Here is a 16,131-nt window from a genome sequence, read left to right on the forward strand (position 1 = left end):
TCTGCATTTCAGACCCTGACGCTTCTCACCTCACAGTGTCCTCCTCAGCCAAGCACGGGAAGCCCGCAAATCATCCTGCGGAGCGCATTTTCGTCGGCTGCTCCGGATGGGCCTACCCCTCCTGGAAACCCGGTTTCTACCCCGCTGGCCTCCCGGCGAAGAAGTTCCTCAGCTATTACGCCTCGCGCCTCAACTCTGTCGAGGTGAACTACACCTTCCGCACGCTGCCCACGGAGAAAATGATCCAGGGCTGGCTGGAAACTGTCTCGCAGCACAATCCGGACACCCCACGTCTCGATTTTGAGACGGGAGAGAGCAACGATTTCCGCTTCTCCTTCAAAGCCCCTCAGCGTATCACCCACATCCTGCGTCTCAAAAACGCTGCAGCCGACCTCGACGCCTTCCTCGCCTCGCTTGAACCGGTCCGCAGCGCCAGCCGCCTCGGGGTCCTGCTCTTCCAGCTTCCGCCCAACTTCAAGGCCGATCTCGACCGCCTCGCTGCCTTCCTCGAAGACTGCCCGCGCGGCTATCGCATCGCCTTCGAGTTCCGCCATGAGTCATGGTTCGAGGAGCCTGCGCTGCCTCATCTCGAAAAGCTGCTGCGCACGCACAAGGCCGCGCTCTGCATGGCCGAAAGCGACGAGCTCCTCACTCCGGATCTCGCGACAGCGAACTTCGCCTGCTATCGCCTGCGCCGCTCTACCTATGCGCAGTCCGAACTCGATGCCATCCGTACGCGGATACAGAGCAAGGCGCAGCAGCTGGAAACGAAGGGCGAGGTCTACGCTTATTTCAGGCATGATGAAGAGCCCGCCGGAGCCCTGCGCGCCGCCGCTGTTCTTGAGGGCCTCCGCACCGCATGAGCACCATCAGCACCGTGAAAGAAGAATCTCCGGCGTCAGCACCGGCGTGGCTGCAACCCTTTGTGCCTTATCCCCGCCTGCGCAACGGCCACGTCCAGACCCTCGCCGGCAACTTCATCCCGCGCCGCCTCACCCTGCCTGAACCGGAAGAGCTGCTGCTCCAAGTCGAAGGTCCAGTCATGATCGACGGCGAAGCCGTATACGGACCGTCGCATCTGCTCTGCCATTGCCACTGGCAGCCCGAAGAGGTGCGACGCGACCGGCTCACGCTGGTCATCGTGCATGGCCTCGAAGGCTCCTCGAGCTCGCAATACGTTCTCGGCAACACCGCGCGCGCGCTGGCCTCCGGATACAACGTCGTCCGCATGAACATGCGCAGCTGCGGCGGCACCGATCCTCTCTGCCCCACCATCTATCACTCCGGCCGCTCAGAAGATGTAGCAGCCGTGGTTACAAATATCATCGCCACGCACGGCCTCACGCGCATCGCCCTGCTCGGCTACTCGATGGGCGGCAACCTCGTTCTGAAATATGCGGGCGAAGTCGCCTCCGCGCCGCCGCCGCAACTGGCTGCGGTCATCGGCGTCTCGCCGCTCATGGATCTCGCGCCCTCGTCGGCCGCGCTCCATCGCCTCTCGAATCGCATCTACGAGCAGCACTTCCTGCGCAACATGCGCAATCGCCTGCGCCGTAAAGCCGAGCTCTATCCGCGTCTCTACGCTGACGTCAATCTTGACGCCATCCGCACCATGCGCGACTTTGACCAGCACATCGTGGCCCGTTACAGCCACTTCCGCGATGCCGACGATTACTACTATTCCGTCGCCAGCTCGCAATTCGCCTCTGCGTTTCGTGTGCCGACGCTCATCATCCACTCCACCGACGATCCCTTCATCGTCATGCTCCCGGAGACGCGCGCCGCGCTGCTCGCCAATCCGAACGTGCATCTTGCGGAAACCACGCACGGCGGCCACTGCGCCTTTCTCGCCCCCGGCGAACCCGCTACAGGCAGCAAAATCCAGTATTGGGCGGAGGACACGCTCCACGCATGGCTCGCCGCGCTGCCCGTGGATCACAGCTCCGGAGCACGCTGACCATGGAAGCCGACTGGGACGCACTCATCGGGCCGGACGAACCGGCGATCGTCGCTCCATGGGAGGGCTTTGCCGACCTGCGCCTTCACCCCGAAGCCGCACACACGCTGCCGGAAACCGCTGCGTGGCCCGAGCTGGCCGAAGCACTGCTCACGCTCCATGCTCCCGCCTCGCCTGTCTTTACCTCCAAGTGCGATCTGTGGCCTCTGGCCTCTGAAGACATCGATCCCTACGAGTTCGACGCCACACCGGACCATGCGGCCTATGGCATTGCCGCCTATATCGACATCGTTCCCGCGCACGCTGCCGTCCACACCTCTTTTCCTGCAACCGAACAGCTCGTCCGCGCCCTCGTTGAGGATCTCCGCCGTCAAACCCTCGCTCATCCTGGCCGTGTGGACTGCGTTCTGCGCCCGGCTGACATCGACAACGGGCCCGGCTTTGCCTTCACGCTCTACACCGCCGCCTGCGGAGCCACCGAATCCTCGGCCCGCGCACACTGGAAAGCTGTGCTCCACGCCGCGGTTCTGGCTACAATAAGGGCAGCGATTGCAGCCGTAAACAATCGGGATGCCGCAAACGCGGGCGCGTAGCTCAGCTGGATAGAGCATCTGCCTTCTAAGCAGAGGGTCGCAGGTTCGAGTCCTGCCGCGCCCACCATGGCATGGAGCCATTTCAGCCGCCCCGACAGTGCGCAAACATTTCGCTTCAAGTTCACCTTCATTGCTGCCGGTGTCCGCCAGCGGCCAGCCCCATGCAAATCCGGACAGCACTTCCGGCCTCGCCGCTCTTCGCGCATGGCCTAACCTTCATTCCGTCACAGCTTTTCGCACTCTGGTTTCTGGCAGACGGATTGCTTCCACCTCGGCATCCATTTCGCACCTCGCATTGCATCCCGAGGAGTCTCGCCATGTCCATCCGCCGGGTTCTCTGCCTTTTACTTACCCTGCTCTGCCCTGCTGTTGCCGCTTCAGCTGAAAAGAGCTTCTGGCAGAGCAAAGACGCGTATCTTCGCCAGCCGCATCCCTCCAGCACACCGCGCCCTTTCGCACCTGCGCTGCTTCGCCAGGGAAACCTCTTCGGGATGGGCCGCGTTGCCTTCTCCGCCGACGGCCGTGAGTTCTACTACGCCCTCAATGATTCCTGGATCAGCGGTGTCCATGCTCAGCTCCGCTGCCTGCGCTTTACCGGTCACGCTCCCGACCATGGCTGGAGCCAGGACATCCTCATCGGCGAGCAGTTCCTCTCACCTACGCTGTCAGCCGACGGCAACACCCTTTCCATGCGCCACATCGTGCCTCACGGCAGCATGAATAATGTCTGGGAATCACACCGCACCGCCTCGGGCTGGAGCGCGCCCGCACCCTTTCTCGAGGAGAGCTTCGGCGTCTACGACTACATGCCCACGCGTAGCGGCAACGCATACGTAGGCAGCGAGCCGGACGCCGACGACAAGGCCCACGGCATCGACTACGCCTACAGCGTACTCACCTTCTCCGGTAACCAGCCGCAAGTGCGCAGCCTCGGCCGTCCAGTCAATGAACCCGGCTTCAACGGCGACCTCTACATTGCCCCTGACGAGTCCTACCTTATTGTCAGCGCAAAGGAGACACCTACTTACCAGTCGCAGCTCTACATCGCCTTCCACCGCCGCGACGGTAGCTGGACAACACCCGTGAGCCTCGGTGAAAAGATCAACCGCGGCCTCGCCCACCGCTGGGGCCAATACGTTTCACCCGACGGCAAATATCTCTTCTACTGCCATGGCACCAGCGAGAAAGACTGCGCCATTTATTGGGTACGCTTCGATACACTGCTCGCAAAGCTCCGGCCGAAGAACCTCTGAGCCTGCTCACCTTCGCGCAGCTGGCATCTCAGCAAAGAGAGGTCTTAGTCATGGCCACCGACGCCCCCCAGCCACAAAAGCCTGAAGAGCTTGACCCCGCAGCCGACCAGCTCCCCGCCACGCGGGAGAACTGGCCCGGCCGCTCCGAGCCCGGACACATCCACCGCATCGGCCCCGCCCGCCGCCCGGAAGACCAGCGCCCCGCAGAGCAACGTCCCGCAGAGCAACCTCCCAAAGATCAGCGCTTCGACAATTAGCGCGGCAAGCCGCAGCAAGAACCATAGCGCGACGCTCGAGTCCTCCCGCATAGGAGGCACCCAGGTTCTTCTTTGTTATCCAGAGAGAACAGACTCAATCTAGCGACCAGAGAGGCCGAAGGCGAATCGCCTCGCGCGAAGCGACCTGGGACGTATGCCTCTATAGCCGTATCGGTATAGCAAGGGTTAAGTCCAAGGTTGTCATTCCGACCGAAGCGAAGCGGAGTGGAGGAACCTGCAGTTCTTTGCTCATACAGGCGGGAACAACAGGTTCCTCCACTCCGCATGACCAAAAACCGTCCTGCTCCGGTCGAAATGGCAATTTGCGCAATGGCTAGAGGGGGATACAGCCTAAATCCGGCCCAGCGCCTGCTTCGCGATCGTCATCAGCTGCATGTTCGATGTACCCTCGTAAATCTTCCCGATCTTCGCATCGCGATACAGCTTCTCCACCGGCGAATCCTTCACGAAACCATAGCCGCCGAAGACCTCGACCGCCTGGCTCGCCGTCCGCTCGGCCACCTGCGAGGCGAAGAGCTTGGCCATCGCCGCCTCCTGCACAAAGTTCGCGCCCGCAGCTTTGAGCCGCGCCGCGTTGTAGACCAGCAGCCTTGCCGCTTCGATCTCCGTTGCCAGCTGCGCCAGCGCAAACTGCACTGCCTGAAACTCCGCAATCGGCCGCCCGAACTGCACCCGCTCCCGCGCATATTTCGCCGCGTGGTCCCACGCTCCCTGCGCCAGGCCGAGCATCTGCGCACCGATGCCGATGCGCCCCTCATTCAGCGTCTCGATGGCGATCTTGTAGCCCTTGCCCTCTTCGCCGAGCAGGTTTTCCGCCGGCACACGGCAATCCTCGAGAATCAGCTCGCAGGTCGATGAGGCACGAATCCCCATCTTGTCTTCCTTCTTGCCCACCGTGAATCCCGCCGTGCCGCGCTCCACCACGAACGCCGTGATGCCCCGATAGCCCGCCTCCGGGTTCAGGTTCGCAAAAATAATAAAGACACCCGCCTCGCGCGCATTGCTGATCCACAGCTTGCGCCCGTTCAGCACATAACCGTCTTCGCGCTTTTCCGCGCGCGTCTGCAGCGCAAAGGCATCGGAGCCCGAACCCGCCTCACTCAGCGCATAGGAGGCGATCGTGTCCGCGGCCAGCCGCAGCAGCAGAGACTGCTTCTGCGCCGCGGTGCCCCAGCGCAGCAGCGCATTCACACACAGCGTGTTCTGCACATCCACCAGCACGCCCACCGCCGGATCGACCGCGGAAATCTCCTCCACCGCGAGGATCGACGCGAAGAAATCCGAGCCCGCACCGCCATATTCCTCAGGCACCTCGATGCCCATCAGTCCCAGCGCGAACAGCTCCTTCAGCAGCGTCGCATCGAACTGCTGCTCCTCGTCCATGCGCCTAACCAGCGGCGCAATGCGCTCCCGCGCAAACTCCCGCACGGTCGCGCGAAAGAGCTGCTCATCCTCACTCAGCGCCGTCAGAGGCGCAGCTTTCCCGATTGTCGCGATATCCATGAAACCTCAACAGAAGAAGACCGTTGAGTGTAGCACCTGAAAACGGCAACTAGGGCATATCGACACTAGCCTGTGAAAAGGGTGCCCCATCCACACTCCGCCTGGGTGGAAGGCACAAACCTCCGGCATCAACACCCAGCTCAAACGTGACCAGAGGGAGCGGGGGCCGAAGGCAAAAAGCCTGGACGGCCTGTCCCGCGACCGGCGGGAGCGGAGGACGAAGGCAGAAGGCCTGGACGGCCTGTCCCTTCGTGGCGCCAGACGATGGTCAGCTTCTCGCGCTCGAGAATCATCTTCACCCGGCTCCGCGCATGGTTGGACCATGGCCCCACCGGATCGAGCTTGACGTACGCTACCCAGTGCCGCAGCGCCCGCCGCCGCTCGCTCCTGCGCTCATAGGCCAGCGCGAGGTTGTAGTGAGCATCGGCATATTTCGGCATCAATGCAATAGCCCGCTTATAGGCATCGATCGACTCTTCGACGCGCTGCAGTTCATCGAGCACGTTGCCCAGGTCGAAAAACGCCAGCGCATACCCCGGATCGGAGACCGTTGCCTGCCGGTAGAGCTCCTCGGAATGCTGAAACTCCCGCCGGTTGTAAAAGATCGTTCCCAGGTTGATCGCCGAAGGCGCGTGATTGGCATCGAGCGCGAGAATCTCCTCGTAGAGCGCGATCGCCTCGTCCAGTTTCATCGCTTCTTCGCAGCGCACCGCGTCGAGGAACAGCGCCGACACGCGCTGCGCCCTTTCGGCCTGCGTCAGACCGCCCTCCACCTCGAACATGCGCTGCCGCCCGTCGAAGTCGAAGACAAACTGCCGCGTCACCGGCTCCATCCAGGCACCCGAGTGCCGGAAGGCCAGCCGCGAACCGCTGCGCGCCGCTCCCGCTTCCATCAGCGGGTTCGCCATCCCCGACACTGCCTGCATCGCGCTCACACTCGCCCGGATGCGCGCCGCCGAAAGCCGCATGGCACGCAGATCGCGCAGCTTGCACAGCTGCCCCAGCTCCTGAAACGAGTAGCTTTCCGAAAATGCAATGAGTCCCGCGCGTTCCCAGCTCCGCAGGTGCCGGGCCGGAATGCGCAGGATGCGCAGGGCGTCGTGACGGCTATATCGGGTCACAGTCAGTGTGCTCGCAATGGGACCGTCGCTCACGTATGACGCGATTATCCGTACTCCCGCCCCAGCAAACAAGTAGGCAATATAAAAATCACGTGGATAACACGGTACTGAACTAGGTGCAAGCCCGGCCTGGTAGAAGTTCGGGATTTCCCTCTTTCGGTGGATTCTGCCCTCCGGCTCTCTGACTAGACTGGCGGCCATGCCCATTCCTACAGAGTCCATCGGCAGCATTCCCCGGCCCGCCACGCTGGTGGAAGCCATCCTCCAGTCCCAGACCGGCCTTATCACACCCGAAACTCTCCAGGAGCGCTACGACGAGGCCCTGCGCGACACCCTCCAGCGCCTCGAAGCCACCGGCTCGCCCGTCCTCACCGACGGCGAGCAGACCAAGCCCAGCTTCGCCACCTATCCGCTCTCCGGCCTCACCAACCTGGCGCCCGACGGCGTCGTCATCCCCTTCGCCGACGGCCACACCCGCCAGCTTCCGCGCCTCACCGCCGGCCCCTTCCGCTACGCCGTCCACGCGCGCAGTTTCCTTGAAAAAGCTGCTACCCTCACCCGCCGCCCGCTCAAACAGGCCGTCATCTCCGCCTCCGCGCTCAGCCTGCTCTACCCGCAGGAGCCTATCCCCGGCTACCCACGCGAAGCCTTCCTCGCCGATCTCATCGACGAGGCCGAGCAGGATATCCGCGGCGCCCTCGACGTCGGTGCAGCCACTGTCCAGATCGACTTCACCGAGGCCCGGCTTTCGCTCCTCCTCGATCCCTCCGGAGGCCTGCTGCGCAGCTTCATCGCCCTCAACAACCAGGTTCTCGACCGCTTCTCTCCCGAAGAGCGGCAGCGCATCGGCGTCCACGTCTGCCCCGGCGGCGACCACGACTCCACGCACAGCGCCGGTGTCGACTACGCCTCACTGCTGCCCGATCTCTTCCAGATGCACGCCGGCCGCTTCTACCTCCAGATGGCCAGCGAACCCGACCGGCCGCGCGTCCTCCGCATCGTGCGCGATCTCCTCCATCCGCACCACACCGTCTTCATCGGCGTCATCGATCCCATCACACCGGCCATCGAAACGCCGGAGCAGGTGCGCGGCCGCGTCCTCGAGGCCGCGGCCATTCTTCCGCTTCACCAGCTCGGCACCACAGACGACTGCGGCTTCTCACCCTTCGCCGACGACCGCTCCACCTCGCGTGAGACCGCCTTTGCCAAGATCAAGGCCCGCGTCGAAGGCACAGCCCTCGCTGCCCGGACGCTGGGCCTCTAGCATCCTTCTCACCTTGTCATTCCGACCGGAGCGAACCGGGGTCCCCGGCGCGCCCGATGTTGGCGCGCTGGGGTGGGGAAGCGAAGTGGAGGAACCTGCGGTTTCGCCGGCACAGGCAGAGTGCCCGTCCAAGCTCCGCCTGGGTGGGGACAAGATTCACCACGGAGAGCGGGGTGCCCCAGATCGCGACCAACGGGAGCAACGCGCGAAGCGAATCGCCCTGCGCGCAGCAGTGCCCGCTGTTTGCATGGGTGGGAAGAACTAAATTTTCCGGGGAAAAAAGAAAAACGCGGCGCAAGAGGCGGCCGCACGCCACAACTGGAGCCGACGACCGGACTTGAACCGGTGACCTGCCGATTACGAATCGGCTGCTCTACCAACTGAGCTACGTCGGCCTTCCTCCGTGATTCTATCGTTCCCCGGCCCGAGCGTAAAGTCCGCCACCGGTTGCGCGTCTCTCAGCCGCGAGCCTCGGCTTCCTGCGCGAAGCGCCTCCGCCCGCCCGGCCAGGGCTCGGACAACGAAAAGGCCGCCCGGCAACAGGGCAGCCTTTTCTTTAGGGAGAATAGTTCCAACGGAGGCAAAGCCATCAGAACTTTCTGGCGAAATACTAAGTTTGGGCCGGAGGGGTGTCAAGGCAAAATCCCCAACTCTGCAACTTGCCTGAATTCAGTGGATTACAACCGTACCTTCCTTGACACCCCATCCGCAAATATTCGCCTTTTATTCGCATCAGGCGGCCATTTTTCTGTATAAGCCGCTTTGTCCTGAGTCGGTTACGTCCGAATCTGCACCACTCCCGGTGCAAAATCCAGAGGATCGGAATCAGGCTTGCTACGCCCTGAACCGTGCCCCCCCTGCCTTACTCCAGCTTCAGACTGATGAAGTCGTCATCGTTCAGCGTCGAGACAGGCTTGCCGCGCAGCACGCGATAGAGCGCCCGTCCGCCTCCGAGGAAAATCCCCAGCAGCAGCGCTGCTCCGCCCAAGATCAGCGTCAGCGTCACGATCCCCACCAGCAGACGGGCGGTCTTCTTCACTTCGTTGCCATAGCCCTCCGGATGGTCGGCCGTCACCTGCGCCTCGTATTTCACCCGGTCGAGCAGTTTCTGGGCATTGGACGGCGTCTCAGGACCGCTCACCACGGCCATCAGAGGCCCTGTGTGCTTCGCCAGCGCGTTCTGAAGACTTCCGGATGCACCCGCGCCCTTCAAAAGCGTCTCAAGCGATTTCTCGCTCCCGGCAGCGATCTGCGGCGTGGGGTACCCGACCACCGTCAGCGTCTCGGCTCCATAGCGGCCCGTTACCACCTCGGCGTCCTGGCTGAAGTCGATCGTCCCGGACGGCAGCGCCCCTCCGCCAGCGACATAGCCCTCCGGCCCGATCGCATAGCGTACCGAGCTCCGGTCGAGCCCCTCGTCCGGCAGATACTTCGGCAGCGGCGGAGCCACTCCGTCCGGGCCGTAATTCTTGGGCAGCGCCGCGGCCAACGCCGTCAGAGCCTCGCGCTCCTCGAAACCGATGTGCGCAGCCGCAGCCGTCACCACCTCGGTCCCCGTCCAGAAGATCGCCGTCCCATCGCCGACCGCGGCTTCGTGTCCCTTTTCCAGGTTGAAATCGGCCGGGTGCATCGCAGGCGTGCGATAGAGCGTGAACGCACCATAGGCCCCGGTCGCATCCGGAAAGCGCAGCAGCTTGACGGCGAGCGTTGCGCCGCCATGCCGGTAGGTTCCCGCCGCGTAGCCCTTGAGTCCGTATTCCTTGAGTGGGCCGGCCTGTGCCGCATCCAGCTGCGCCGGATCGGTCCCGGTCTGCGCAGCTCCATCGAGTTGCCAGCCGCCCAGTGTCGCCGGCAGCGCGATGGCGGATTGCACCGCCGCAGTCGAAGAAGCCACAGCCGTTCCCTGCGCCTCGAGCACCGGAGCTCCGAGGCTCACCACCCCAGCCAGCACAACCAGCGCCGGCAACCGCCTTCCACAGACCATCACAAGGAGAGACTACCACTGCGCGTGGGGCGAATCGCCTTCGGTCGCGCTCATGCTTCATGCAGCCGCCGGAAGCGCCACAACCTCTGGCACCGGCACGGGTTGGCGCCCTGAGCCCTGAGCCCTGGATCGCGACCAGAGGGAGCGGAGGCCGAAGGCGTAAGGCCGGGACGGCCAGTCCCCGAAGGCAGATCGCCCTGCGCGCAGCAGCCCTGACTACTTGCTCCTCGGCGAAGCGTCCGCGATGCGCACGCCGTTCAGGCTGCCCACATACCGCGCCACACCGCGATAGAGCGACTCGGCAATCCGCTCGCGATACTTCGGATCGCGCAGTTCCTGCGCATCGTTCGGATTGGTGAGAAACGAAATCTCCGCCAGGATCGACGGCATATTCGCGCCGATCAGCACCACGAACGGAGCCTTCTTCACGCCGCGGTCCTTCAGCCCCGCGTTCCCGTCCTCGAGCCCCGAGTACAGGCTCTGCTGCACATCCGTAGCAAATTCGCGCGACTCGTTGATCTTGTCCGTCAGCGTGATCTTCTTCACCAGGTCGGAAAGCTGATGGATCGACTCATCCGAAACCGAGTTTTCACGCGCCGCCGTTTCAAGCGCGTCTGCGGACGTCGTGAAGTTCAGGTAGTACGTCTCCACCCCGCGCGCCGAGCTGTCCGGGCTCGAGTTTGCATGCACCGAGATAAACAGGTCCGCCTGCGCCTTGTTGGCAATCGCCGTGCGCGTCTCGAGCGGGATAAAGGTGTCGTCATCGCGCGTATAGATCACATCCGCGCCCAGCTTCTGCTTGAGCAGCGCGCCCAGCCGCAGCGCCACATCCAGCACCACGTTCTTCTCTTCGATCCCGCCCGGTCCGAGCGTGCCCGAATCATGGCCGCCATGCCCGGCATCCACCACAATGCGGTTGATCTTGAGACCGAGCGCACGCACCATCGACCGCTGCCCGTCCGCCGTCGGCGGCGCTCCCGCGGAGATGCCCGTCGCGCCTAAATCGACGGGCGGAGCACCCACCGGCGCAGTATTCGTGGCCACGGCACTCGTCGAGCCCGAAGCCGTATCACCATGCCGCTTTCGCTTCTTCCCGTTCGTCGTATCCCCATTCGTATTCGCGGACGCCGCAGGCACATTCGCCGCCGCGACCTCATCCGGCTGCGGAGCCGGCTGCGTCCCGGCCACCGACTGCACCACCGGCGCCATCGTCGGATGCCTGGTCGCCTTCACCGTGTCGCGCTGCCTGCCCAGCGTCGCCACATCCGACAGCGCCGCGGGATCACCCTGCCCTGCGGCATCGTTCTTCGTTGTCACCGGCGTGCCCATGGCCGTCACCGGCGTCGTCGCCGGCCCCAGACCTACCGTGCCGGAACCACCCGCCTGCACAGGACGGGAAGCCGCGCTCTGCGCAGGCTGCTTCGTTGCAGAGGGAGCAGAATACGCATGCGGCGCACGTACCTCCGGCAGATTCGACGGCGACTCTGCAGCCGGAGCCGAAGCGGTGTACACCGGCGATCGGCTCCCCGACTTGCTGCCATGAATATCGATAATCAGCCGCGAAGGATTCGGCAGAAAAAACGCCGAGTACTCGCTCACGTCGCTCACATCGAGCACGATGCGCGTCACATCGTTCGAAAACTGGGCCGCGCGGATGCGCTTCAGGAATCCGTCGTCGATCACCTCGACCGACTTGCCGATCAGCTCCGGCGACAGCTTCGCGCCATGCAGATCGAAGAAGATGCGGTCCGGATGCGGCACACGCACCGCCTCATACTGCACCTCATCCTGCAGGTCGATCGCCACCCGCGTATACACCGGCGTCGACCAGTGACGAATCCCCGTCACCAGCGGCAGCTTGCCGCGCCTCGGTGGCGGAGGCGCATTCAGCACAGCCTCTTCCTTCGCGGCCTCGCTCGCCGCGGCGGCATGGGCCGAAGCCGTATTCGCCGGTGCGTTCGCCGCAGTCGGGGAGACCGATGTCAAAGCCATGCCGCCCGTCGGAGGCGGTGCAAGGTCCTGCTCCTGGAAGCCGGTCTGCTGCTGCGATTGCCTTGCCGCCGTCAGCACCGTGTTCTTGCCCGATTTTTTCTGCGGCGGATTCACACCCGCGCGCACCTCGGGCAGATTTTCTACAGGAGCCGCTGTGCTTTGGGGAGCCTGCGCCGTCGCCGCACTCCGCCCCGCACGCGTCTTCGCCGGACCACCGCGCTTGAGGCTGGCCAGCTCCGAACGCGCCTCATTGGCCAGCGGGTTCTGCGGATACAGCTTCAGAAACTCCTGGAAACTCGCCCGCGCATGGTCCTTATCGTCCAGGTCGCGCAGATAGATTTCACCCGTCGTCAGCAGCGCGCTGAAGCGGTAACGGCTCCCCGGATACTGCGCACGCAGAAAGTCATACTGCCCGATCGCATCATGCAGCGCCTTGTCGTCCTGGAAGATGCGCCCCTCTTCGGCCAACAGGTCGGCTACCGCAGAGATCGAAGCATCGGCATGGGACGAGCGCGGATCGCCGTGATACACCGCGCGATAGGCATCCATCACGCGGTCGTATTCGCGCCGCGTGCGCTCGCGCTCCGGCCGCCCTTCGAGCGCCTCGCGCAGACGCTGCGCGTGGTCGTAGGCAGAGAGCGACGGCGCGCGGCCCGCCGCATCCGCCGGCCCCGGAGCACCCATCAGGAGCGAAAGCATCAGTCCGCCGGCAATCGGGAGCAGGCGATGGCGTCCTGCAGAGGGAGTAGAAACCGGCATAAAAGTAGAAACTACAAGGCGATTATAGGGGGACAGCCAAACCCCGATCCATCCCGGGGAATCCAGCTCGCAACCTCATCGTGAACAGAGTGTGAAGGCAGCGACGATGAGTCCATCTAAATTTTGTCATTCCGACCGAAGCGAAGTGGAGGAACCTGCCGGGTGCCTCACCCATGACAGGTTTTGTCATGGGTGGGTCTCCGAAGAACCCGGATCGCGACCAGAGGGAGCGGGTGCCGAAGGCGAATCGCCCTGCGCGAAGCAGGGTGCCCCACATCTCGATTCTGAGACGTGGGATTCCACAGCTCTACCCCAGCAGCTCGCCAACCACCTTCACAGCACTCGCGAGCGCCGCGTCCAGCTGCGAAGCATCCTTACCGCCGGCCTCGGCCATATCCGGGCGTCCGCCGCCCGAGCCGCCGACGAGCTTTGCCACCTGGCCAACTACCTTGCCCGCCTGCACCTTCGCCGTCAGATCCTTGGTTACGCCGACAATGATCGCCACTTTGCCTTCGCCATCCGCCGAGCCAAGCACCACCACGCCCGAGCCCAGCTTGTTGCGCAGGTTATCGACGAGCGTCCGCATCTGCCCGCGATCGAGCGCATCCACGCGCTGCGAGAGCACCTTGATGCCCTTCACCTCGACCGCCGAGTCGGTCGCATTCGAGAGCGAGCTCGCCGCCGACTTCATCCGCGCCTCATCCAGCTCGCGGCGCAGCTTCTTCAGCTCGTCCTCCTGCGAAGCAAGACGCACACGCAGAGATTCGGCCGGAGTCAGCTCCGCCGAAGGCGCAAACTGCGACGCCAGTTGCGCAACAGCAAATCCGCGGCGGAACTCATCGAGCGCGCCCAGACCGGTGACGGCCTCCACACGCCGCACGCCCGACGACACCGAGCCCTCGCCAATCAGCTTCACCACGCCGATCTCGCCCGTCGCGCCGGTATGCGTGCCTCCACATAATTCCGTGGAGAAGTCGCCGATCTTCACCACGCGCACTCGCTCGCCGTACTTCTCGCCGAAGAGCGCCATGGCGTGATACTCGTTCACGGCCACGTCGATCGGCACATCCACAATGGTGTCGACCTTCGTGTTGCCCAGCACTTCCTTATTGATAAGGCTCTCGACATCGGCCAGCTCCTCATCGGCAATCGGCGCAAAGTGCGAGAAGTCGAAGCGCAGACGGGTCGGATCGTTGAGCGATCCGGCCTGCTTCACATGCTTGCCCAGTACCTCGCGCAGCGCCGCATGCAGCAGATGCGTCGCCGTGTGATTGCGCTGCGTGGCATAGCGGAAGTCGGCATCGACAACGGTATCCACCTTCGCGCCCACCGCCAGCGGCGCGCGCAGCACAGCCTTGTGCGCGAAGACACCCTGCACCGGCTTGGTGCAGCCGCTCACGTCTGCGATGACCGCGTTGTGATCGTCCGAGTAGAGCCATCCACGGTCGCCCACCTGTCCGCCCGAGTCGGCATAAAAGCTTGTGTTGTTCAGCACAATTTCGACCGCATCGCCCGCAGCCGCAACCGGAACGCCCACGCCGTCCTTCACGATGGCCAGCACTTCCGCCCCGTCGACGCGCAGCGTCTTGTAGCCCTCGAAGTCGGTCTTCGCCAGCTCGCGATAGACCGGGCTCGCCGACTGCTTCGCGCCACCCTTCCACGAGGCACGAGCCCGCGCCTGCTCCTCCGCACGCGCAGCTTCAAAGCCATCGAGATCGAAGTGAATGCCCGCATCATGCGCCGCATCGGTCATGAAGTCGAGCGGCAGACCGAAGGTCTCGTAGAGATGGAAAGCCTTATCGCCGGGAACACTAGGATTGGCCTGCGGAGCAATATCCCCCCAATCCTCTTCGCTGATCGGACGACCAAACCAAGAGCTGAGCTCAGCGAGTGCTTCATTCGGCATGCTCGCTAGATTCTTCTCTGCTTGCTTTGCCTCCAGCAAGCGAGCATACGTATCTTTGCTCTTAGCTAGAAGCTGATCCAACTGTCGAGCGCCAATTTCCAGCACACGCGCAAACTGCCGCTCCTCAGCCTCGACCACCTTGGCCACGCGGTCCGCACTCTCGTTCAGCTCGGGATACGCTCCGGCCATCTCATCGCGCACCGCGTAAACCATCTCGCGCATGAAAGGCTTGTCCTGACCGAGCAGGCGTCCATGACGAATGCCGCGACGAAGAATCTTGCGCAGCACGTAGCCGCGTCCTTCATTCGCAGGCAGCACGCCATCGGAGATAAGGAAGGTCGCCGCACGCGCGTGGTCCGCAATGATGCGCAATGAAGCCTTCTGGCGATCGTCCGTTGCTTCCGCCGTCAGCTCCGCAGCCCGCTTGATCAGCGGCGTAAACAGATCCGTCTCGAAGTTCGACAGCACGCCCTGCATCACTGAAGCCATGCGCTCGAGACCCGCGCCAGTGTCAATCGAAGGCTTGGGTAGCAGCGCCAGCTCGCCATTGGCGCTGCGGTCGAACTGCATGAACACCAGGTTCCAGATCTCGACATAGCGCGCGTCGTCTTCGCCGAACGGCTTGTTGACACCCGGCGTCTCCGCCGCCTCGATGCCCATGTCGTAGAAGATCTCCGAGCACGGCCCGCACGGCCCCGTGTCGCCCATCTGCCAGAAGTTATCCTTGGCGCCCATCTCGAAAATGCGCTCGGCCGGCACGCCCGTCTCGAGCCACAGCTTGTAGGCCTCTTCGTCCCGAGGCACGCCGTTCTCGCCCTTGAAGATGGTGACGTAGAGCCGGTCCTTCGGAATCCCGAACCACTCGGGCGAGGTCACCAGCTCCCACGCGTAGGCGATCGCATCCTTCTTGAAGTAGTCGCCGAAGCTGAAGTTGCCCAGCATCTCGAAGAAGGTGTGATGACGGCGCGTGAAGCCCACGTTCTCGAGGTCGTTATGCTTGCCGCCCGCGCGCACGCACTTCTGCGAGGTCGTCGCCCGGTTGTAATCGCGGTGCTCCACGCCCAGGAAGACGTCCTTGAACTGGTTCATGCCCGCATTGGTGAACAGCAGCGTCGGGTCGTTGGCAGGCACAAGCGAAGACGAGTGCACACGGCGGTGCCCCTTCGTCTCAAAAAAGCGCAGAAAGGTCTCGCGAATATCGGAACCGGAGCGGTATTGCATTCCCACAGTTTACTAGGAGGATTCCCCTCTGCGGCGGCGGGAACGTCCGCTGGCAGAACGAAAACGGGTACCAAATTCCTGCGAATGTGCCCCAGCCGGAGAGAACGTTCGCGCGGAGTCCGCAAAGAGACGCCAAGCGCGCGATTGCTTTCGAGGATGTCTTCGCGGTTTTTCTTTGCGAGCTTTGCGTCTTGGCGCGAACGGGATGCGCGGGCAGCGTTCTACCGTCGCTCTTCATGACGGTGGCCCATTCAAGCCTGGTTTTGGCTTAAGTGGGGAAGTATGAGGCTTATCCTGTAC

Annotated in this window: 10 protein-coding genes and 2 tRNA genes; 6 read left to right on the top strand and 6 right to left on the bottom strand. The window is 63.5% G+C overall.

Annotation, left to right across the window (positions count from 1 at the left end; all coding sequences use genetic code 11):
- Window positions 1-35 precede the first annotated feature (35 nt).
- The 5 genes from ESZ00_RS16635 (at window position 36) to ESZ00_RS16655 (ending at window position 3,803) form a co-directional block, all read left to right on the top strand.
- Window positions 36-863, top strand: coding sequence for a DUF72 domain-containing protein (locus tag ESZ00_RS16635; protein ID WP_164981570.1), 828 nt, complete (start codon window positions 36-38; stop codon window positions 861-863).
- Entirely contained in the window at window positions 860-1,957 is a 1,098-nt protein-coding gene (locus ESZ00_RS16640; protein WP_129209457.1) for a YheT family hydrolase, read from the top strand. Before ESZ00_RS16635 ends, ESZ00_RS16640 begins: the two co-directional genes overlap by 4 nt.
- Complete coding sequence (locus ESZ00_RS16645) at window positions 1,912-2,550, top strand: hypothetical protein (RefSeq protein WP_129209458.1); 639 nt, start codon at window positions 1,912-1,914, stop codon at window positions 2,548-2,550. The genes ESZ00_RS16640 and ESZ00_RS16645 overlap by 46 nt, the downstream gene beginning before the upstream one ends.
- Window positions 2,541-2,617 (top strand) — tRNA-Arg (locus ESZ00_RS16650). The genes ESZ00_RS16645 and ESZ00_RS16650 overlap by 10 nt, the downstream gene beginning before the upstream one ends.
- 250 nt (window positions 2,618-2,867) lie before the next feature.
- Window positions 2,868-3,803, top strand: coding sequence for a hypothetical protein (locus tag ESZ00_RS16655; protein WP_129209459.1), 936 nt, complete (start codon window positions 2,868-2,870; stop codon window positions 3,801-3,803).
- Window positions 3,804-4,411: 608 nt separating this feature from the next.
- Here the strand turns inward: ESZ00_RS16655 and ESZ00_RS16660 are convergent.
- Window positions 4,412-5,584, bottom strand: coding sequence for an acyl-CoA dehydrogenase (locus tag ESZ00_RS16660; RefSeq protein ID WP_129209460.1), 1,173 nt, complete (start codon window positions 5,582-5,584; stop codon window positions 4,412-4,414).
- 140 nt (window positions 5,585-5,724) lie between these two features.
- Window positions 5,725-6,738, bottom strand: coding sequence for a tetratricopeptide repeat protein (locus tag ESZ00_RS16665; RefSeq protein WP_229741134.1), 1,014 nt, complete (start codon window positions 6,736-6,738; stop codon window positions 5,725-5,727).
- Window positions 6,739-6,904: 166 nt separating this feature from the next.
- Here ESZ00_RS16665 and ESZ00_RS16670 point away from each other — a divergent pair, with 166 nt between their 5' ends.
- Window positions 6,905-7,969, top strand: coding sequence for a cobalamin-independent methionine synthase II family protein (locus tag ESZ00_RS16670; protein ID WP_129209462.1), 1,065 nt, complete (start codon window positions 6,905-6,907; stop codon window positions 7,967-7,969).
- A gap of 319 nt (window positions 7,970-8,288) precedes the next feature.
- Here the strand turns inward: ESZ00_RS16670 and ESZ00_RS16675 are convergent.
- The 4 genes from ESZ00_RS16675 to alaS all read right to left on the bottom strand — a co-directional run bounded on the left by ESZ00_RS16675 (window position 8,289) and on the right by alaS (window position 15,831).
- Window positions 8,289-8,364: transfer RNA gene (locus ESZ00_RS16675), tRNA-Thr, on the bottom strand.
- Between the two features lie 467 nt (window positions 8,365-8,831).
- A complete protein-coding gene (locus tag ESZ00_RS16680) occupies window positions 8,832-9,935 on the bottom strand; it encodes a DUF6599 family protein (RefSeq protein ID WP_129209463.1) in 1,104 nt (367 codons plus the stop codon).
- A 234-nt stretch (window positions 9,936-10,169) separates the two neighbouring features.
- Window positions 10,170-12,704 carry an N-acetylmuramoyl-L-alanine amidase gene (locus ESZ00_RS16685; protein WP_229741135.1) on the bottom strand — a complete coding sequence of 845 codons (2,535 nt, stop codon included), beginning with the start codon at window positions 12,702-12,704 and terminating at the stop codon, window positions 10,170-10,172.
- 307 nt (window positions 12,705-13,011) lie between these two features.
- Window positions 13,012-15,831, bottom strand: coding sequence for an alanine--tRNA ligase (gene alaS / locus ESZ00_RS16690; RefSeq protein WP_129209464.1), 2,820 nt, complete (start codon window positions 15,829-15,831; stop codon window positions 13,012-13,014).
- Window positions 15,832-16,131: the final 300 nt, after the last annotated feature.

This window comes from Silvibacterium dinghuense (assembly GCF_004123295.1).
GTDB classification, from domain to species: Bacteria; Acidobacteriota; Terriglobia; order Terriglobales; family Acidobacteriaceae; genus Silvibacterium; species Silvibacterium dinghuense.